The organism is Gammaproteobacteria bacterium (assembly GCA_036383255.1).
Classification (GTDB): Bacteria; Pseudomonadota; Gammaproteobacteria; order Natronospirales; family REEB76; genus DASUBN01.
Genome location: DASVOS010000004.1, coordinates 82427 through 102719 on the forward strand (window position 1 = coordinate 82427; position 20293 = coordinate 102719).

Below are 20293 nucleotides of genomic sequence, written 5' to 3' on the forward strand. Positions count from 1 at the left end.
CGCCCCTCACCGTCCCGGAACCGGGCTCCGGGTTCAGGCATATAATGGGCCGCCGGCGGGTCCTGAGCCCTGTCCGACATCCTCAGAAGCCCGGTCCGGGCCTTGGGATATCCGGCTGAACGCCCCTAAGAACAACGCCCCTGCCGCGGCATGGGCCCCGAGAGCGCGCCTTTCCAGGAGACCACGGTCATGACCAAGACCTACAAGCTGACCAGCCCCGAGGGCAAGAGCACGGACATGCCGCTCAAGGAGGGCACCTTAGGCCCCGGCACACTCGACATCAGCGCGCTCTACAAGGACCAGGGAGCCTTCACCTTCGACCCCGGCTTCATGACCACCGCGAGCTGCGAGAGCAAGATCACCTACATCGACGGCGACCAGGGCGTGCTGCTCTACCGCGGCTACCCCATCGAGCAGCTGGCCGAGAAGAGCAGCTTCCTCGAGATCTGCTACCTCATCCTGTACGGAGAGCTCCCCACCCAGGCGCAGCTCGACAAGTTCAACCATTCGATCCAGCACCACTCGCTGGTGCACGAGGCGGTGCTGCGCTTCTTCAACGGCTTCCACTACGACGCGCACCCGATGGCGATGATGACCGGCGTGGTGGGCTCGCTGTCGGCGTTCTATCCGACCTCGACGGACATCCACAACCCGCGCCACCGCGACGTGTTCGCGCACCGCATCATCGCCAAGATGCCGACGCTGGCGGCGGCGGTGTACAAGCACGGCATCGGCCAGCCGTTCGTGTACCCGAAGAACGACCGGGATTACTGCTCGAACTTCCTGAACATGCTGTTCTCGGTGCCGGCGGAGCAGTACGAGGTGGACCCGGTGGCCGCCGAGGCGCTGGACCTCTTGTTCATCCTGCACGCCGACCACGAGCAGAACGCCAGCACCTCCACGGTGCGCCTGGCGGGCAGCTCCGGCACCAACCCCTACGCGGCCATCGCCGCCGGCATCGCCACCCTGTGGGGCCCGGCCCACGGCGGCGCCAACGAGGCGGTGCTGGACATGCTCAAGGAGATCAAGGACGTCAAGAACATCGACGCCGCGATCGCCAAGGCCAAGGACAAGAACTCCGGCTTCCGCCTGATGGGCTTCGGCCACCGCGTCTACAAGAACTACGACCCGCGCGCCAAGATCATCCGCGCCACCTGCCACAAGGTGCTGGAGAAGCTCGGCCGTGCCGACGACCCGCTGCTGGAGCTCGCCATGCGCCTGGAGGAGGTCGCACTTAAGGACAGCTACTTCATCGAGAAGAAGCTGTACCCGAACGTGGACTTCTACTCCGGCATCATCTACAAGGCGCTCGGCATCCCGGTGAACATGTTCACGGTGATGTTCGCCATCGCCCGCACCGTGGGCTGGGTGGCGCACTGGCAGGAGATGATCGCCGACCCGCACATGAAGATCGGCCGTCCGCGCCAGCTCTACACGGGCCCCACCAAGCGGGAATACGTGGAGCTCGCCAAGCGCAAGTAAGAATCGAAACCGCCTCAGAAGCGTAGCGAGCGAAGGCAGGACAAGGCGCGAGGCGAGCCGGCGGAGTGGACACCGAGTCCATGAGCAAGGCGAGCAGAAGCGCAACGCAGTCATACCGAGCGCAGCAGCTTTTGTGGTGTCTGAGGAAGCGGCCAATGTAGCCGTCTCCCGCTTCATGGGGTGGACCAGATGAAACTGCACAAGGAATCCGCACGCCTGTTCGGCTGGGAGCTCTTGCACATCCGCAAGGACCAGCCGACCCTTGACTCGCACCTCACGCAGCTCTTCGCCAAGCTCGGTGTGGACTGCGTGCTTGACGTGGGCGCGAACCAGGGCCAGTACGGCGCCATGCTGCGCAAGGCCGGCTACCGGGGTCGCATCGTCTCGTTCGAACCGGTGAAGGCCACTTTCGCCCAGCTCAAGGCGCGCGCCGCCGGCGACCCGCACTGGCGCCTCTTCAACTGTGCACTGGGCGCGAGAGCCGGCGAGCAGGAGATCCACGTCACCCATTCCACGGTGTTCGCCTCGTTCCTGGATCCCAACGAGTTCTCCCGCCGCAAGTATCCGGACGCGATGCCGGTACAACGCAGCGAGAAGGTGCGCATCCGCACCCTGGACGAGATGCTGCCGGAAGCGGTGGCCGGACTCGATGCGCCGAAGCTCTTCCTCAAGCTCGACACCCAGGGCTTCGACCTGCAGGTGTTCGCCGGCGCCAAGACCACGGTACCCAAGGTGCTGGGCATGCAGACGGAGCTCTCCATCCAGGCCATCTACGAGGGCATGCCGGATTACCTGGAGGCGCTCGGAACCTACACGAAGGCCGGATTCGTCATGTCCGGCCTCTACCCGGTCAGCCGCGACCGGGACACGCTCGCCCTCATCGAGCTGGATTGCGTGATGCGACGCGTGCCTGCGCCGCAAAAGAAGGCCGCTGCCAAGAAGTCCGCGGGCAGGAACCCGGTCAGGAAGAAGAAAAGAGCCTAGCCCGGAACCGCGAGCAGGAGCTCCACGTCCTTGAGGGAGCCACGCTTCATGGGGCGGCCGTCCACGGGGCTCAAGGGCGCCTCGCGGATGCCATCCACTTCGAACACCGTCACCTCGATCGGCACCTCGCCGGCGACGAACTTGTACACCGGGTACTCGTACTGCACGCCTGTGCCGGACTTGAGCTTGCGCGCCGAGCTCTCATAGGGGATGCCCTTCTCCATGAGGAAGATCGCCACGTCCTCGGCCATGTCGCTGAAGACATGCAGGTACACGATGGCGTGCTCACCGGCGGTGCCCGAGAGCACCGGCCCCACCAGGCGGGCGTTGAACGGCGCAAACAGCTTGAGCGCGTTGCGCGCGGTCTCGCGCAGGTGGCGCAGGTGGCTGGGTTGGGAATCGGAGTGGAACAGCCGCTGGTGCTCGGCCAGGGCCTCCTCCACTTCCATGTTGGTGGGCAGGTGCAGGCTGCGCGGGTCGAAGCCGAGACGCTCGGCGGCCTTGCGCTTGGCGAACAGGAAATCCCGCACGCCCTCTTCGGCCATGATGCGGGCCGCTTCCTGCGTGAGCAGCCGCCGCAGGTCATCCATGTGCGGCGATACGCGTCGGGTCATGGGCACTGCGCGTAGTGAATATGCTTTGAAGATAGCACAGCCGGATGACTATTCCATGTAGCCGGCTCGACCAATAGACGACGAATCAGCGGAAGAAACGGCCGGGCAGGATGCCCGGCGACAGCGAGTCCGGACCTGTGCCGGACTCGCTGCAATCTGCGCAAGCCTGGATGGCTTGCGCAGAGCAATCAAGAAGCGCGCGCTTCGCGCGCGTCAGAAGATGTCGCTGCCGTCCTGCTTCTTCTTGTCGGCCTGCTTCTGCGGCAGGTGCCCTGTCTCGAAGTACTCGAAGATCGAGTCCGGGTCGTCGGCGCTGACCAGGAGGCCCGTGTTGGGATCGATACGCGCCTCCTCGATACCGAAGGGCCGCGGGAATATGTCCTTGGGGATGGGCACGCCCGATAGCGCCGGACCCATGAAGCTCATCCAGATGGGCAGCGCCGCCAGCGCGCCCTGCTCGCCGTTGCCCAAGGTCTGGGACGGCTGGTCGTTGCCCACCCACACCACGGCCACCAGGTGGCTGGTGAAACCGTCGAACCAGGCATCGGTGAAGTCGTTGGTGGTGCCGGTCTTGCCGGCGATGTCGGGGCGGCCCAGGGACTGGGCCAGCGCGCCGGTGCCGGTCCTGATCACCTCCTGCATCATGTTGGTCATGAGCCAGGCGTTCTGCGGCGTGATGACCTGGGGCGCCGCCTGGGGCAGCCCCAAGGCAGGATCGCCCTGCTCCGGCAGCTTGCAGCTGTCGCAGGCGATGTCCGGGGTGGCCTGGAACAGCACCTGGCCGGCGCCGTCCAGCACGGTCTGGATGTAATACGGCGTCACCCGGTAGCCCCGGTTCGCGAACACCGCATAGGCCCGGGCCATCTCCAGGGGCTCCAGGCTCGCACTGCCCAAGGCCAGGGTGAGGTCGCGGGGCAGCGCCTCGGGTGCGAAGCCGAAGTTGGAGTCGTACTGGATGGTCTTGTCCACGCCGAGCTGCTGCAGGATCCGCACCGACACCAGGTTCAGGGAATGGGCGAGCGCGCTCCTGAGGCGGGTCGGGCCGCTGAAGTCGCCCTCGTAGTTGCCGGGGCGCCAGACGTTGCCGTTCTTGGCGTCGTTCACCACCACCGGCGCGTTGGGCACCACGGTGGCGGGCGTGAAGCCGTTCTCCAGCGCCGCCGAGTAGACGAAGGGCTTGAACGAAGAGCCGGGCTGGCGGTGCGCCTGCACCGCGCGGTTGAACTTGCTGGCGCCGAAGTCGAAGCCCCCCACCAGCGCCACCACGGCACCGTCCACAGGGTCTACGGCCACCAGGGCGCCCTGGGCGGTGGGGACCTGGGCCAGGGTCCAGGTGGCAGCATCTACCCGCCGCAGGTAGACCACGTCACCGGGCGCCAGGAACTCCGTGGCGGCCTTGGGCGCGGGACCCATGCCGCTGGCATTCAGGTACTTGCGAGCCCATTTGAGGCCGTCCCAGGCCACATCCACGCTGCCCGCCCCCTCGGCATAGAACCGGGCGCTCTGGGTCTCCACCTTCACCACCACGGCCGGATACAGGCCGCCCACGTGGTCCCGGTCCTGGATCAGCTTCTCGAGCTGGGCATCGCTGGCGTTGGGTGGCAGCTCCACGTGGCCTAATGGGCCGCGCCAGCCGTGTCGCTGGTCGTAGGCGAGCAGGCCGTCACGCACTGCCTTGCCAGCCAGGGGCTGGAGGCGGCTATCGATGGTGGTCACCACCGAGTAGCCGGCGGTGTAGGCCTCATCGCCGTACTTGTCCACCATGTAGTTGCGGACCATCTCGGCGAGGTAGGGCGAGTCCACCTCCGCCGTGGGTTCGTGGTAGGAGGCATCGTCCGGCTCCGCCATGGCCTGGTCGTACTGCGGCTTGTCGATATAACCGTCCGAGAGCATGCGGCCGAGCACATAGCCGCGCCGTGCCAGCGCCCGCTCCGGGTTCACCAACGGGTTGTCGGTAGAGGGGCCCTTGGGCAGCCCCGCGATCATGGCGGTCTGGGCCAGGGTCAGGTGCGCCACATCGGTGCCGTAATAGGCCTCGGCGGCCGCGCCTACGCCGTAGGCGCGGTTGCCGAGATAGATCTTGTTCAGATACAGCGCCAGGATGTCCTTCTTCTCCAGCTGGTGCTCGATGCGGAACGCCAGGAAGGCTTCCCGTGCCTTCCGGGTGAAGGTCTTCTCCGGCGTCAGGAAGAAGTTGCGGGCGAGCTGCATGGTGATGGTGCCGCCACCCTGGGACTTCTCGCCGGTGGTGGCGAAATGCACTCCCGCCCGGAGCACGCCCTGCAGGTCGACCCCGGGGTGCTGCCAGAAGTTCTCGTCCTCAGCGGCCACGAAGGCGTCCACCATGGTCTTGGGGATCTGGTCATATTCCAGGGGGATACGACGCTTCTCGCCGAAGACCGCCAAGAGGCGCCCATCCCGGGTGTAGATCCGCAGGGGGACCTGCAGGCGGATGTCCTTGAGGACCTCCACCGAGGGCAGCCCTGGCGCCAGGGCCAGATAGGCCCCCAATAGCCCTACTAACCCCAACCCAAAGAGGCCCAGGAGGGCCGCAATCACAACATATAGTGCTCGGGGCAGGTGGGGCATGAAAACCTCAGTTCAGACCCCCGGAAAAGGGGCGTTCTAGGCCCATTTCCAGAGGGGGGGAAATGGCAAAAATTTTATTTGATTTAATCATTTGTTGATATATATTGAAGCTGTGACTTAAGACATTGGGACCGGTTCTTCGAGCCGGATTTGGGCGTCCGCGGCTTAATAATTGAGGAACTCAAGACGTGCTGTTCAGGCCTTCGTCACCCCCCCTCTTGGGCATCGACATCAGCACCTCATCGGTGAAGCTCATCGAGCTCGCCAAGCAGGGCGGGTCCTATAGGGTGGAGAGTTTCGCGGCGGAACCGATGCCGTCCAATGCTATCACCGACAAGGTGATCATGGACGTGGACGCCGCCGGCGACGCCGTGCGCAAGGCCGTAAAACACGCCAGCCCCAAGTCCAAGTACGCCGCCGTGGCCCTCTCCGGCCAGGTCATGACCAAGACCATCCAGATGCCCGCCAAGCTCTCCGACAAGGACCTGGGCGAGCAGATCGAGCTGCAGGCCGATCAATACATATCGCAGCCCATCGAGGAAGTGGCCTTCGACTACGAGATCGTGGGCCCCTCACAAAGCGACCCGGATCTCGTGGACGTGCTGCTGGTGGCCGCCCGCCGCGAGAGCGTGGACAAGCTCGTGAGCGTGCTGGACATCGCCGGCCTCACGGCGAAGCTGGTGGACGTGGAGGCCTTCGCCCTCGAGAACGCCTGCAAGCTGCTCACCTACCAGATGATGGACGAGGGCCTGGACCGCACCATCGCGCTGGTCGACTTCGGCGCCGCCACCACGTCCTTCAGCGTGCTGCACGACCGCAAGATCATCTACACCTACAACAGCGACTTCGGCGGCAAGCAGCTGACCGAGGAGATCATGCGCCACTACGGCCTCACCTTCGAGGAGGCCGGCAAGGCGAAGAAAGAAGGCGGCCTGCCCGGCAACTACAAGGTCGAGATCCTCGATCCCTTCACCGACGACATGGCGCAGACCGTGAACCGCTCGCTGCAGTTCTTCCTCTCCTCCACCAGCGAGTACACCCACCTCGACCAGATCATCGTGTGCGGTGGCTGCGCGGGCATCCCCGGCGCGGCCGAACGCATCAGCGAGAAGATGGGCACGCCGGCCGTGATCGGCAACCCGTTCGGGCAGATGAAGGTGTCCTCGCGCGCCAAGACCCAGCTGGTCCAGAGCGAGGCCTCGGCACTGTTGGTAGCCTGCGGGCTCGCGCTGCGGAGCTTCGACTGACATGGCGCGCATAAACCTACTTCCCTGGCGCGAAGAGCGGCGCAAGGCCCGCCAGACGCAGTTCAACATCCTGGCCGGCGTGGTCGCCGCCGCCGGCGCGTTCAGCGTGTTCCTCATGTACCTCTGGATGAACGAGGCGATCTCGATCCAGAACGAGCGCAACGCGTACATGACCGACCAGATCAAGCTCATGGACAGCAAGCTGGATGAGATCAAGGACCTGCAGGACACCAAGCAGAACCTGCTGGCCCGCATGCAGATCATCCAGCAGCTGCAGCAGAGCCGTCCGGTGGTGGTGCACCTGTTCGACCAGCTGGTGAAGACCCTGCCGCCGGGCGTGTACCTGAGCAGCGTCACCGAGAGCGGCGCCAACCTCACCATCGAGGGCAGCGCCGAATCCAGCGCGCGCATCTCCACCTACCTGCGCAACATCGACTCCTCCCCGTTCATGGGTGAGCCCAACCTCACGGTGGTGCAGAAGGATCCCGTCAAGAGTGGCGCGCAGAAGTTCACCATCACCGCCAAGGTCATCGACAAGGCGGCTCTGGCGCAGAAGGCGGCCGAGGCCGCAGCCGGCAAGGGAGGTGCGTGATGGCCCTCGACCTGAACGCCCTCAAGAACTTCGACATCAACCAGCTGCGCTCGCTGGACCCCAAGAACATGGGCAGCTGGCCGCTGCCCATCCGCATCCTGGTGCTCATCGGCATCTACGGCGGCGTGCTGATCGCCGGCTACTACTTCCTGATCTCCGACCAGGTCACCAACCGCGCCAAGCTGGTGGCCAGCGAAGCCTCGCTCAAGGCCCAGTTCGAGTCCAAGGCGCTGCAGGCCGCCAACCTCGACACCTACAAACAGCAGCTGGACGACATGCAGAAGTCCTTCGGCACCATGCTGCGCCAGTTGCCCGGCAAGACCGAGCTGCCCAGCATCCTGCAGGACATCTCGCAGGCCGCACAGGTGGACGGCCTCAAGCAGGACCTGTTCCGGCCCGGCAACGAGGCGACCCGCGATTTCTATGCCGAGAAACCCATCGACCTGCAGGTCGACGGCGGCTTCCACGACTTCGGCAAGTTCGTGAGCGACGTGGCGGCGCTGCCGCGCATCGTCACGCTGCACAACATCGTGATCAAGCCCGCCGCCGGAGCTGGCGGCAGCGACAACCTGACCATGACGCTCACCGCCAAGACCTACCGCTACATGGAAGACGACGAGCAGCAGGCAGCCAAGCCCAAGGCCAAGGCCGCCAAGAAGCCCGCCGGCAAGGACAAGGGGGGTGAAGGGTGACGCGCCGCTCCGCCAAGCTCGCCGCCGGCATCGCCGCGCTCGCGCTGCTCGCCGCCTGCGGCGACCGCATGGGCGACCTGCGCCAGTACACCAACGACGTGAAAGCCAAGAAGGGCGGCCGCATCGAGCCGATCCCGCAGATCAAGCCGTTCGAGGTGTTCACCTACGCGGACCAGGACGAGCGCTCGCCGTTCGTGCCGCAGGCCCAGGGCACCAACAAGTCGAACGTGAACAGCGGCACTTCGACCGCCGGACTGCACCCGGACTTCAACCGCAACCACGAGTACCTGGAGCAGTTCCCGCTGGACGGCCTGAAGATGGTGGGCACGCTCACCCTGAGCGGCAACCTGTACGCCCTGGTCAAGGACAGCGACAACATCCTGCACCGCGTCGGCCTCGGCAACTACATGGGCCAGAACTACGGCAAGGTCATCAGCATCACCGATTCCGGCATCAAGCTGCGGGAGATCGTCCCGGACGGCCAGGGCGGCTGGTCGGAACGCGTCACCGACGTGACGCTCAGCGACTGAGAGCGAGGTACACAGCCATGAACACCAAGACATATACCCTGCACACCGCGCTCCTGGCGGCCGCGCTGCTCGTCGCCGGCCCCGCCGTCGCGGCCGATGCCGGCCACAACCAGCTGCAGAGCATCAACGCCGCCAAGCTCGGAGGCGACCGCGTGCAGATCGCGCTGACGCTCTCCGGCGCGCCGGCTCAGGCGCCGCTCTCCTTCACCGTGAACCAGCCGGCGCGCATCGCGCTCGACCTGCCGGACACGCGCCTGTCCCTCAAGGACCGCAAGACCGACGTGCAGGCGGGCATGGTCAACAGCATCGTGACCGCCGAGGCCGGCGGCCGCTCGCGGGTGGTGATCAACCTCACCACCCTGGTGCCCTACACCGTCAAGACCGACGGCAACACGGTCTACGTGATCGTCGGTGCCAACGCCGCCGACACCGCCGTCGCCAGCGCCAACATCTCGAGCTTCGGCCCGCAGGCCACCGGCATGCCGGCCGCCGCGGCGCCCGAGAGCAAGCCGGCCGCGGTGGCAGCGGCTCCGGTCCCGGTCCCCACTCCGGCTGTCGCACCGAGTCAGGTTGCGCAGGCGCCTGCCAGCGCGCCCCAGCAGACGGTCGCCCCGGCCCGTGCCGCGGCGCCTTCGGGCGGCAACGTGATCGCCAACCTCGACTTCCGCCGCGGCAAGGACGGCAGTGGCGAGATCCTGGTGACGCTGCCCAACCCCGGCATCATCGGCAACGTGCACGACCAGAACGGCAACGTGGCGGTGGATTTCGCCGGCGCCAAGCTGCCCGAGGAACTGGTGCGGCGCATGGACGTGACCGACTTCGCGACGCCCGTACAGTTCGTGGATGCGCAGAACACGCCCACCGGCGCCCAGCTCGTGATCCACTCCACCGGCCGCTTCGAGAAGCTGGCCTACCAGAGCGACGATACCTTCTCGGTCGAGCTCAAGCCCCTGACCCAGGTGGCCCAGGCCCAGTTCGAGGCCAAGAAGCAGTACGGCGGCCAGAAGATCAGCCTTAACTTCCAGAGCATCGACGTGCGCGCGGTGCTGCAGATCCTGGCGGACGCCAGTGGCAAGAACATCGTGGTGTCTGACGCGGTGAACGGCAACATCACCCTGCGCCTGCAGGACGTGCCGTGGGACCAGGCGCTCGACATCATCATGCACACCAAGGGCCTCGCCACCCGCGAGTACGGCAACGTGCTCATGGTCGGCACGGCCAGCGAGATCTCGGCGCAGGAGCAGGCTGAAGCCAGCGCCCAGCAGAGCCTGGCCCAGGTGGAACCGCTGCAGTCGGCATTCATCCAGGTGAACTACGCCAAGGCCATCGACCTGCAGGCCTTGGTGAAGGGCAGCGGCGAGACCGGCATGCTCTCCAAGCGCGGCAGCGTCTCGGTGGACGCCCGTACCAACACCCTGCTGGTGCAGGACACGGCCGACAACATCAGCAACATCCGCGCGATGGTGGCCCGCCTCGACGTGGCCGTGAAGCAGGTGCTGATCGAGTCGCGCGTGGTCATCGCCAACAACGACTTCACCCGCGACCTGGGCGCGCGCCTGGGCTACAGCGGCTCGCGCACCACCAGCGGCAGCTTCATGACCACGTCCGGCAGCCTGACGGGTACCGACAGCCAGGTGGGCGCGTTCATCGACAGCAACAATGCGATCGCGAACGCCATCAACAACGGCACCAACCCGCCGGTGCCTGTGGGCTTCACGGTGCCGGGCATCGGTGACCGGCTCAACGTGAACCTGCCGAGCGCGCCGGCCGCCGGCTCCATCGCCTTCTCGGTGCTGCGCGGCGACTCGATCATCGACCTCGAGCTCTCGGCCCTGCAGGCCGAGGGCCAGGGCGAGGTGGTGTCCGCGCCGCGTGTGCTCACCGCCGACCAGAAGCTGGCCCACATCGAACAGGGCGTGCAGATCCCCTACCAGCAGGCTTCCGCGAGCGGTGCCACCACCACCTCGTTCAAGAACGCGGTGCTGAGCCTGGACGTGACGCCGCAGATCACGCCTGACTCGCGCATCAACATGGATCTCGAGGTCCACAAGGACAGCGTGGGCCAGAACGTGCAGAGCGCCACAGGCGGCAGCGTGCCCTCCATCGATACCCGCGACGTCAAGACCACGGTGCTGGTCAACAACGGCGACACCGTGGTGCTGGGCGGCATCTACGAGACCACCCAGAGCATCGCGGTCACCAAGGTGCCGCTCCTGGGCGACCTGCCGCTGCTCGGCTGGCTGTTCCGCAATACCCAGACCAAGAACGACAAGGACGAGCTGCTGATCTTCGTGACACCCAAGATACTGGACCAGTCGGCCACGGCCGCCATCGGTCAGTGAAAACGCGCCTGACCTGCGCGAGGGGATGAAGCCATGAGAACCGAAATGCACAAGACCATCATCAAGGGATTCGCCGGAGCGCTGCTCGCGGCGTCGCTCGCCTCCTGCGGCAGCGGGCTCGGCACCGTGAGCACTGGCGGCGGTACGACCAACAGCAGCGTCCAGCTGGGCAATGGCACCGGCTCTTCCTTCGTCTCGGGCACCCTGGCCCTGGGTTCCAGCAGCCTCTCCGCGGGCGGCGCCACCAGCGTCACCGCGACGCTGGTGGATTCCACTGGAACACTCTATAGCCAGCCCGTGGACGTGAGCTTCAACTCCCCCTGCGTAAGTTCAGGACTGGCGACCATCACGGATTCCACTGGTGCCGGTAGCGGTACCGTGACCGCCAGCGCTGGCACAGCCATCGCCACCTATACCGCCAAGGGTTGCAGCGGTTCCGATACCATCACCGCCACCGCCACGGTAAATAACATCAAGCTCACCGCCACCGCCACGGTCACCGTGGCCGCCGCAGCGTTAGGTTCTATTCAATTCGTTTCTGCCACCCCCACCGTGATCACTCTCAAGGGCATGGGCGGCGCCGGACTGCAGGAGACATCCACCGTCATCTTCGCAGTGAAGGATTCGGTAGGCGGCGCGGTATCGGGAGCTACGGTCGACTTCTCGCTTAACACCAATGTGGGTGGCGTGGCGCTCTCCGCCAGCAGCGCAGTCAGCGACGCCAACGGCAACGTGCAGACCATCGTGCAGGCTGGTACCTTCGCCGGCCCCGTGATCGTGACCGCTACCACAGTGAAGTCAGGCACCACCATCTCCACTCAGTCGTCCCAACTCACCATCAACAGCGGCATCCCCTCGCAGGACCATTTCTCCCTGTCGGTGCCGCATTTCAATGTGGATGGCGGTGATTTCGATGGGACTGAGAACAAGATAACGGTGCGGCTCGCCGACCGATTCGGCAATCCCGTCCCGGATGGCACACCCATCAGCTTCATCAGTAACGGACCCGCCGGAGGCGGCTCCGTGCAGGGCTCTTGCATTACCGCCAGTGGCACCTGCAACGTAACATGGACAAGCCAGAATCCTCGTCCTGCAACTACCGCCGTTTCACATGTAGGCTTCGCCTATATATTGGCCTATGCCATCGGTGAGGAAAGCTTCACCGACAATAACGCAAACGGCGTCTACGACAGCGGTGATGCACTCAGTGACATCGGCGAAATCTTCGCTAACTCCAGCGAGACAATCTCCGGCGACACCGTCCACGATTCAGGTGAGATGTTTTTCGATTACGACAGCGATAACACTTATTCGATCAAAGATGGAAAATGGGAAGGCGTGAACTGCCAAGGTGGTTCCTCGCTGTGTGGCACTGCAAAATCCCTTGCTGTCGGCACGTATGTCTGCTTCGTGATGTCCACCTCGGAACCCTCCCCCCCCGTGCTCCCCGCGAGCATTCCTGCCACAGGTGGTTTCGTCACCATCGATATCACTGACCTCAATGGCAATGTGATGGCCGCGGGGACCACCATAGAGTTGGTCGAGAATAACGTCACCGATGCGACTCTGACCATGACACCGACCACTGATGGCACGACCTATACGGTTCCTAATACGTCTTGCGCTGCCTCTGCTCTAAGCCCGATTACTACTTTTACCATCACTTTGACCCCGACTGGTCCGGCTCCTTCTGGCAGCTTCCAGCTCAAGATCACCAGTCCAGGCAATGGAAACGCTGAAGGCTCGGGTACAGTAACCACAACGTCTGCGATACCGATCACGTAATCTTTCGCTTACGGCATTGACGTCTAGGAAGGTATTCCTCATCGGCCCCATGGGGGCCGGCAAGACGGCGGTCGGCCGGGAGCTGGCACGGCTCCTCGGCCTCGAGTTCCTGGACGCGGACCATGAGATCGAGCGCCGCACCGGCGCGGATATCGCGCTGATCTTCGAGAAGGAAGGCGAAGCGGGCTTCCGCCGCCGCGAGCGCGAGATAATCGAAGAACTCACCCAGCGGGACAAGGTGGTGCTCGCCACCGGCGGTGGCGCGGTGCTGGATCCGGCCAACCGGGAGGTCCTGAAGACCCGCGGCTTCGTCATCTACCTGAAAGCTTCCGTGGACGCCCAGGCGGCCCGCACCGGCCAGAGCCGCAACCGGCCGCTGCTCGAGACCCAGGACCGCGAAGCCCGCCTGAAAGCACTCTTCGAGATACGGGCGCCCCTCTACGAAAGCCTCGCGGAATTCACCGTCGAGACCGACAGCGGCCAGGTGAAGCAGATAAGCCAGCGTATAATCACCGAGCTGGAACGGCGTGGGGTCGCTTCCGGCTGAGAACACCGGTTCCAATGAAAACCCTCTTAGTTCAACTAGCCAAGCGCAGCTACCCGATCCACATCGGCGGCGGCCTCCTCGCCCAAGGCATGCTCATCCGCGAGCGCTTGCAGAAGGAACGCCTGTGCATCGTCACCGACGATCGGGTGGCGCCGCTGTACCTGGAAAAACTCAAGGCCGCCCTGAAGCCCCTGGTTGTCGAAAGCGTGACGCTGCCCCACGGCGAGGAGAACAAGGACTGGGAGACCCTGGACCTCGTCTTCACCGCCCTGCTCAAGAGCGGCTATGGGCGCGACAGCGCGCTCATCGCCCTGGGCGGCGGCGTGGTGGGAGACCTAACGGGCTTCGCCGCCGCCTGCTACCAGCGCGGCATCCCTTACGTGCAGGTCCCTACCAGCCTCCTGGCCCAGGTGGATTCCTCCGTGGGCGGCAAGACCGCCATCAACCATCGCTACGGCAAGAACATGGTCGGCGCCTTCCACCAGCCGCTGGTGGTAGTGGCGGATACACGCACGCTGGAGACGCTGGAGCCGAGGCAGCTCAGTGCGGGCCTGGCGGAAGTGATCAAGTACGGCCTCATCAAGGACAGCCGCTTCTTCGAGTGGCTGGAAGCGAACATCCAGGCGCTGATGGCGCGGGACGAGGAAGCGCTGGACCACGCGGTGGTGCGCTCCTGCGAGATCAAGTCCGCCATCGTGGCGGCGGACGAGCGCGAGCAAGGCGAACGTGCGTTGCTCAACCTGGGCCACACCTTCGGCCACGCCATCGAGACGGCGCTGGGCCACGGCGAGTGGCTGCATGGCGAGGCAGTGGCGGTGGGCCTCACCATGGCCGCCGCCCTCTCGGTGCGCCAGGGCCACTTCAAGCAGACCGAATACCGGCGCCTCTGCCGCCTGCTGGAGCGGGCCGGCCTGCCCATCGTGCCGCCGGACAACCTCTCCCCCGATGAGATGCGCAAGCACATGAGCCGGGACAAGAAGGTGGTGGCCGGCCAGCTGCGCCTGGTGCTGCCCAAGAGCATCGGCCAGGCGGTGGTGACCACCGAGTTCGACGACGCCGCACTCGAAGCCACGCTCGAGAACGAGCCCGTTTAATCTATGGGCGGCACGGCTAGATTAGCTGCCTACGCCGCCCATTCAGAACAGTCCCGCGGCCGCCGCTACCCCGAACCCTCCCCCACCTACCGCAACGAGTTCGACCGGGACCGGGACCGGATCATCCACTCCACCGCCTTCCGGCGGCTCATGTACAAGACCCAGGTGTTCGTCTACGACGAGGGCGACCACTACCGCACCCGTCTCACCCATTCCCTTGAAGTGGCCCAGGTGGCCCGCAGCGTGGCCCGGGTGCTGTCTTTAAGCGAACCCCTCACGGAGGCCATCGCCCTCGCCCATGACCTGGGCCACACACCCTTCGGCCACGCGGGCCAAGAAGCCCTGAACGCTGTCATGGCGCCCTTTGGGGGCTTCGAGCACAACCTCCAGTCCCTGCGGGTGGTGGACCTCCTGGAGGAGCGCTACGCGGATTTTCCGGGCCTGAACCTTACCTTCGAAGCGCGGGAAGGCATCCTCAAGCACTGCTCCCTCAAGAACGCCCGGGAACTGGGGGATGTAGGACAACGATTCATCGAGCGCACCCAACCCTCCCTGGAAGCCCAGCTCGTAGACGTGGCTGATCTCATCGCCTACAACAACCACGACGTAGACGACGGCTTGCGCTCCGGGCTCATCACCCTGGATGAGCTGCGGGGCATCTCCCTGTTCCATGAGCACTCGGGCACGGTGCTCAAGGCTCACCCGGACTTGCCCTTGCGCCGCCTCATCCACGAGACCGTGCGGCGGATGATGAACGCGCTCATCACGGACCTGATCGCCGAGAGCCGGCGGCGCATCGCCGACGCCGCACCGGGCAGCATCGATGACGTGCGGACCGCGGGGAAGGTGCTCATCGGCTTCAGCCCGGACATGGAGCAGCGCAGCACCGAGCTGCACCGCTTCCTGCGCAAGTGCCTCTACGAGCATGCGCGGGTTAAGGAGATGACAGACAGTGCTGCCCGCATGGTGCAGGGGCTGTTCAAAGCTTACTTCGAGGACATCTCCTGCATGCCGGCGGAGTTCACGGCGCGAGCGGAGCAGGAAGAGAAAGGGAAAGGCCCCTCAGGGCGGGCCCGGATCGTGGCGGACTATATTGCGGGGATGACGGATAGATTCGCGACTAGGGAGTACCAGCGGCACCTGGCTGCCCAGGATTAGCCCCGAAGCGTGCGTGATAAAATCATGCACCCAAAACAAGGTCTTTCCATGCCCTCCACCAACCCTGTCCCCCGCCGCGAGCGGCTGATCGTCGCCCTGGACGTGCCGGACGCGAAGAGCGCCCGCGAGTTCGTGACCCAGCTCGGCGATTCCGCGGTGTTCTACAAGATCGGCCTCGAGCTCTTCATGGCCGGCGGCTACTTCGAGCTCTTGGACTGGCTCATCAAGCAGGACAAGCGGGTGTTCGTGGATCTCAAGTTCTTCGACATCCCGGCCACGGTGCAGGCGGCGGTGAAGCAGCTCTCCGGCATGGGCGCCACCTTCTGCACGGTGCACGGCAACCAGTCCATCATGGAGGCCGCCGCCGAGGTGAAGGGCAAGCTCAAGGTGCTGGCGGTGACGGTGCTGACGAGCCTGGACCGGGGCGACCTGGACGACCTGGGCTTCCAGTGCGACGTGGAGAAGCTGGTGCTCTCCCGCGCCAAGCGCGCGCTGGAGGCGGGCTGCGACGGCGTGGTGTCCTCGGGCCTGGAGGCCTCGAGGCTGCGGGAGTTCATCGACCATCGCCTCCTGGTGGTGACACCGGGCATCCGCCCGGTGGAGAACCGGCCGGACGACGACCAGAAGCGCGCGGTGACGGTGGAGATGGCGTTCCAGAACGGCGCCGACTACATCGTGGTGGGCCGGCCCATCCGCAAGGCGGCGGATCCGCGCGCCGCGGCGGAAGCGATCCAGGAAAGCATCGCGAAGATATTCCCGGCTTCCAAGTGACGGCGCCCGTCCTCAAGAACGACCTTCTCCTTCGCGCGCTGCTGCGCGAGAAGACCCCGCGCACGCCGCTCTGGATCATGCGCCAGGCGGGGCGTTACCTGCCGGAATACCGCGAGACGCGCGCCCGGGCCGGCAGCTTCATCAAGCTCATGAGCACGCCGGAACTGGCCTGCGAGGTCACGCTGCAGCCCTTGAACCGCTTCCCGCTGGACGCGGCCATCCTGTTCTCGGACATCCTGACCATCCCCGCGGCCATGGGCCTGGGGCTGCACTTCGTGGAGGGCGAGGGCCCTGCTTTCGAGCATCCGGTGCGGGACGCGGCGGCAGTGGCCAAGCTCGGCGTGCCGGACCCGGAGACGGAGCTGCGCTACGTGATGGATGCGGTGCGCCTCATCCGCAAGGACCTGGGCGGCCGCGTGCCGCTCATCGGGTTCGCCGGCAGCCCCTGGACGCTCGCCACCTACATGGTGGAAGGCGGCTCCAGCAAGGACTTTAGCCGCATCAAGCAGATGATGTACCGGGACCCGCGCACGCTGCAGAAGCTCTTGGAGTTGCTCACTCGCGCAGTGACCCAATATCTGAATGCCCAGGTGGCCGCCGGTGCCCAGGCGCTGATGATCTTCGACACCTGGGGCGGCACGCTCACGCCTCCCGCCTATCGCGAGTTTTCGCTGCAGTACATGAGCGCGATCGTGCAGGGCCTCAAGCGTGAGAACGAGGGCCGGCGCGTGCCGGTGACGCTCTTCACCAAGGGCGGCGGACCCTGGCTCGAACACATGGCCGAGAGCGGCTGCGATGCCTTAGGTATCGACTGGACGCAGGATCTCGCCGACGCGCGCCGCCGCGTGGGAGACAAGGTGGCGCTGCAGGGCAACCTGGAGCCTTCAGCCCTCTACGCGCAGCCCGAGACGGTGCGGGACCTGGTGTGGAAGACCCTGGCGGCCTTCGGCCACCATGAAGGGCATGTCTTCAACCTGGGGCATGGGATACATGCGGACACGCCGCCGGAGAGCGTGGCGGCACTGGTTAAAGCGGTACATGACCTGAGTCCTGCTTATCATAAATAAATGCAGCGCAGTCCCCCGCTGCCAGTTCAACCATCCCTGTGCGCCTCCCAGCCCCGCCTTCCCTGGCGGGTCGCTCGTCGCATGCGACGAGCCCTGCCCATCACAAGTAAAAGCGGCTGCGCCTGCCACAACAGCGTCGGGTCGCGAAAGAAAGAAAGGGCGCCTCAAGGCGCCCTTTCGATTTCCAGAGGCGTATTCCCTATTTTGCGGGAGCCGCTTCCGGCTGGGGTTCCGGCGGCATCGCGATGACCGGATGCGCCGCATCGTAAGCCTTGATGTCCGGCGTATCGATGTTCTCGGCCTTCCACACCATGGCCCGGTGGATGCGGTTGTAGCCGCTCGGGTGGTCATAGAACAGGATCTCTTCCCACTTGCCCGGCTCCATCTTGCGGTACTCCGAGAGATGGATGGCCGCCTGGGCGAAGCCGTCAGGCTGCCGCGCCGCGTTCAGGCCGAAGGCATCCGCCTCCGCCTCCTGGGTGCGCGTGAGGGTGTTATTGATCGGCGTCAGCACGAACATGAAGACCGTGAACAGCGCGCCAAGCAGCGGCAGGCCGGCCACGTCACCCACGTCGCGGATGCCCCAGTTGGCGCCCCAGCGCGCGCGCACCTTGTCGAAGGCCCACTTCACGAAGGCGAAGCCGATGACGATCAATATGCTGAACTCGAAGATGCCGTGGAACACATGGTGCAGCACGTAGTGGCCCATCTCGTGGCCCAGCACCGCCTTGATCTCCCCTGGTGAGGCGCGGTTCATGAGGTTGTCGTTCATGCTGATCTGGGTGGTGCCGCCGATGCCGCTGACATGGGCGCTCATGCGCTTGGTCTGCTTGGAGGCGTCGAACTCGTACACATCCTTGGCCGGGATGCCGTTGGCGCGGGCCAGGGAGAGGATGTCCTGCTTGAGGGGGCTGTCCGCGAGCGGGTAGAACTTGTTGAAGGCAGGCTCGAGGTAAGTCGGGCCGATGGCCACGCTGAACACGATGAACACCACGCCCACCACGGCACCCCAGATCCACCAGGTACGGGTGAACTTGCGGATCACCGCATACACGATGGGGATGGCGATGATGCCGAAGATGAGCCCGATGACGAGCCCGGTGAGCTCGTCGCCGAGGAAGCCGCCCAGGGCCTGGTTGGACATGCCGTACTGATGCTCGCGGAACCAGCCCTCGTAGATGACCCAGGGCAGGGTGAAGAGGGAACTCAGTACGATGTAGAACGCGGCGTACCAGAACGTGACCGGCCACTTGAAGCCGGCGGCGGAGCCCGGCAGGCGGAACATGGCAGCGCGGATGTTGCTGAAGCAGAGCATGACCAGGGCGGCCGGCAAGATGCAAAGCAGGAACACGCCCTGCATGAAGGCATAGATGTACTGGAGCCAACCGGCGTCAGAGAGGTACTGACCCAGGTCGCGCATCCTGGCCGAGAGCCGGGTGCCCAGGAACAGCCAGGCCACCGCGATGCCCACCACGAAGTCCCACAGGATCAGCCAGTAGCCGCCCTCGAAGTAGGCGTCGGATTTCTTGCGCGCCTCGGGGGACAGGGTGTCCAGCCACTCGCGGGTGGCCTTGTCGGCGTCGAACTGCTTCGCCTGCGGCACGGCAGCAGGAGCCGCTGCGGCCGTTGCAGCCATCGCGGGCTTGGCCGGAGCTTGCGGCGCTGCGGATGCGTTAGCGAAATAGAGCGCCGCGATGGCGGCCAGTAACAAGGACGTCAGGCGTTTCATGCTTCCCATCCCCATGGTGTTGCGTCCGACGAGTATATAAGACCGGGTGACCCGGACAGCCCAAGTGTCGGATAATCTTGGACTCGCATCCGGCGTCTAAGGTTCCTGATCCTGAAGGGGGATGAGAAGGACCATGCCATCCAAGCCTCGCCTCTTGCTGCTCAGCAGTTCCCGCACCCCAGGCGCGGGTTTCCTGGAGCACGCCCGCCCGCACATCCGCGCCTTCCTCGGCGAAGGCGTGCGCTCGGTGCTGTTCATCCCCTATGCCGCCGTGAGCAGGAGCCACGACGAGATGGCAGCAGTGGTGGCACCGGTGTTCGCGGAGCTCGGTTACAGCGTCACCAGCCTGCACAGCGCGGCGAACCCGGTGGCGGCGGTGCGCGCGGCCGAGGCGGTGGCAGTGTCCGGCGGCAACACCTTCCGCCTGCTGCAGCTCATCCAGTCCCAGGGGCTGCTGCAGCCGCTGCGGGAACGGGCCCAGGAAGGCATGCCTTATATAGGCTGGAGCGCCGGCAGCAACCTCGCCTGCCCCACCATCCGCACGACCAACGACATGCCCATCGTCTGGCCCTCCTCCTACGAGGCGCTGGGGCTCATCCCCTTCCAGATCAACCCGCACTACACCGAGCACCTGCCGCCCGAGCACCAGGGCGAGACGCGGGACGACCGGCTGCGGGAGTTCATGCGGCTCAACCCCGGCGTGCCGGTCTTGGGCCTGCGGGACGGTAGCGTCCTCAAGTTGGAGGCGGACCGGCTGGAGCTCCTGGGCACGCAGAGCACCAAGCTGTTCCTGGACGGCCAGAGCCGCGAGCTCGACCCGCAGGAATCGCTGCAGTTCCTGCTCTACGGCAACCCCGCCTGAGGGACGCTTATATATAATGGCCATGGTCGCAGCTGCGGCCGAAACCACTCAAAATTCAGGAGCCTCTTCCATGGGTCAAGGTGACAAGAAGACGCGCAAGGGCAAGATCTGGCGCGGCAGCTACGGCAACACCCGCAAGCACAAGCCGGTGAAGAAGAAGCCCGCCCCGGGGCTCGCCAAGGGCAAGAAGAAGTAACGCCGAGGAGCC

18 protein-coding genes are annotated in these 20293 nt (G+C 65.2%); 15 read left to right on the forward strand and 3 right to left on the reverse strand.

All coding sequences use genetic code 11. The features are described 5' to 3' along the window. The first annotated feature begins 189 nt into the window (after positions 1–189). Both VF651_01405 and VF651_01410 read left to right on the forward strand, forming a co-directional pair. Positions 190–1482, forward strand: a complete 1293-nt coding sequence (locus VF651_01405; GenBank protein ID HEX7964346.1) for a citrate synthase — start codon at positions 190–192, stop codon at positions 1480–1482. A 189-nt stretch (positions 1483–1671) separates the two neighbouring features. After that, entirely contained in the window at positions 1672–2466 is a 795-nt protein-coding gene (locus VF651_01410) for an FkbM family methyltransferase (GenBank protein ID HEX7964347.1), read from the forward strand. Here the strand turns inward: VF651_01410 and VF651_01415 are convergent. Then, complete coding sequence (locus tag VF651_01415; GenBank protein HEX7964348.1) at positions 2463–3080, reverse strand: hypothetical protein; 618 nt, start codon at positions 3078–3080, stop codon at positions 2463–2465. The two genes, VF651_01410 and VF651_01415, sit on opposite strands and share 4 nt — an antisense overlap. 213 nt (positions 3081–3293) lie before the next feature. Beyond that, the gene (locus tag VF651_01420) at positions 3294–5591 is read right to left on the reverse strand and encodes a penicillin-binding protein 1A (protein ID HEX7964349.1); all 2298 of its coding nucleotides are present in this window, start codon (positions 5589–5591) and stop codon (positions 3294–3296) included. Between the two features lie 266 nt (positions 5592–5857). Between VF651_01420 and VF651_01425 the strand changes: the two genes are divergently transcribed. Genes VF651_01425 through hemE form a run of 11 tightly spaced genes read left to right on the forward strand, consistent with a single transcriptional unit; the run spans position 5858 to position 17494 of the window. Further along, complete coding sequence (locus VF651_01425) at positions 5858–6916, forward strand: pilus assembly protein PilM (protein HEX7964350.1); 1059 nt, start codon at positions 5858–5860, stop codon at positions 6914–6916. A 1-nt stretch (position 6917) separates the two neighbouring features. Continuing rightward, positions 6918–7508, forward strand: a complete 591-nt coding sequence (locus VF651_01430) for a PilN domain-containing protein (GenBank protein HEX7964351.1) — start codon at positions 6918–6920, stop codon at positions 7506–7508. After that, positions 7508–8200, forward strand: coding sequence for a type 4a pilus biogenesis protein PilO (locus VF651_01435; GenBank protein ID HEX7964352.1), 693 nt, complete (start codon positions 7508–7510; stop codon positions 8198–8200). Before VF651_01430 ends, VF651_01435 begins: the two co-directional genes overlap by 1 nt. Next, positions 8197–8730, forward strand: a complete 534-nt coding sequence (locus VF651_01440; protein HEX7964353.1) for a pilus assembly protein PilP — start codon at positions 8197–8199, stop codon at positions 8728–8730. The genes VF651_01435 and VF651_01440 overlap by 4 nt, the downstream gene beginning before the upstream one ends. Positions 8731–8747: 17 nt before the next feature. Further along, positions 8748–11072, forward strand: a complete 2325-nt coding sequence (gene pilQ, locus VF651_01445) for a type IV pilus secretin PilQ (protein ID HEX7964354.1) — start codon at positions 8748–8750, stop codon at positions 11070–11072. Positions 11073–11117: 45 nt separating this feature from the next. Then, a complete protein-coding gene (locus VF651_01450; protein ID HEX7964355.1) occupies positions 11118–12857 on the forward strand; it encodes a hypothetical protein in 1740 nt (579 codons plus the stop codon). A 16-nt stretch (positions 12858–12873) separates the two neighbouring features. After that, on the forward strand, positions 12874–13404 hold the full coding sequence (aroK, locus tag VF651_01455) for a shikimate kinase AroK (GenBank protein ID HEX7964356.1): 531 nt from the start codon (positions 12874–12876) through the stop codon (positions 13402–13404). A gap of 14 nt (positions 13405–13418) precedes the next feature. Further along, a complete protein-coding gene (gene aroB / locus VF651_01460; protein ID HEX7964357.1) occupies positions 13419–14498 on the forward strand; it encodes a 3-dehydroquinate synthase in 1080 nt (359 codons plus the stop codon). A 3-nt stretch (positions 14499–14501) separates the two neighbouring features. Beyond that, a complete protein-coding gene (locus VF651_01465) occupies positions 14502–15656 on the forward strand; it encodes a deoxyguanosinetriphosphate triphosphohydrolase (GenBank protein HEX7964358.1) in 1155 nt (384 codons plus the stop codon). A 48-nt stretch (positions 15657–15704) separates the two neighbouring features. Beyond that, positions 15705–16427, forward strand: a complete 723-nt coding sequence (pyrF, locus tag VF651_01470; GenBank protein HEX7964359.1) for an orotidine-5'-phosphate decarboxylase — start codon at positions 15705–15707, stop codon at positions 16425–16427. Further along, the gene (gene hemE / locus VF651_01475; protein ID HEX7964360.1) at positions 16424–17494 is read left to right on the forward strand and encodes a uroporphyrinogen decarboxylase; all 1071 of its coding nucleotides are present in this window, start codon (positions 16424–16426) and stop codon (positions 17492–17494) included. The genes pyrF and hemE overlap by 4 nt, the downstream gene beginning before the upstream one ends. Before the next feature lie 199 nt (positions 17495–17693). Here hemE and VF651_01480 read toward each other — a convergent pair whose 3' ends face one another. Next, entirely contained in the window at positions 17694–19223 is a 1530-nt protein-coding gene (locus VF651_01480; GenBank protein ID HEX7964361.1) for a M48 family metallopeptidase, read from the reverse strand. 133 nt (positions 19224–19356) lie between these two features. Between VF651_01480 and pepE the strand changes: the two genes are divergently transcribed. Continuing rightward, on the forward strand, positions 19357–20085 hold the full coding sequence (pepE, locus tag VF651_01485; GenBank protein HEX7964362.1) for a dipeptidase PepE: 729 nt from the start codon (positions 19357–19359) through the stop codon (positions 20083–20085). Between the two features lie 70 nt (positions 20086–20155). Then, the gene (locus VF651_01490) at positions 20156–20281 is read left to right on the forward strand and encodes a 30S ribosomal protein THX (GenBank protein HEX7964363.1); all 126 of its coding nucleotides are present in this window, start codon (positions 20156–20158) and stop codon (positions 20279–20281) included. The last annotated feature ends 12 nt before the right edge of the window (positions 20282–20293 follow it).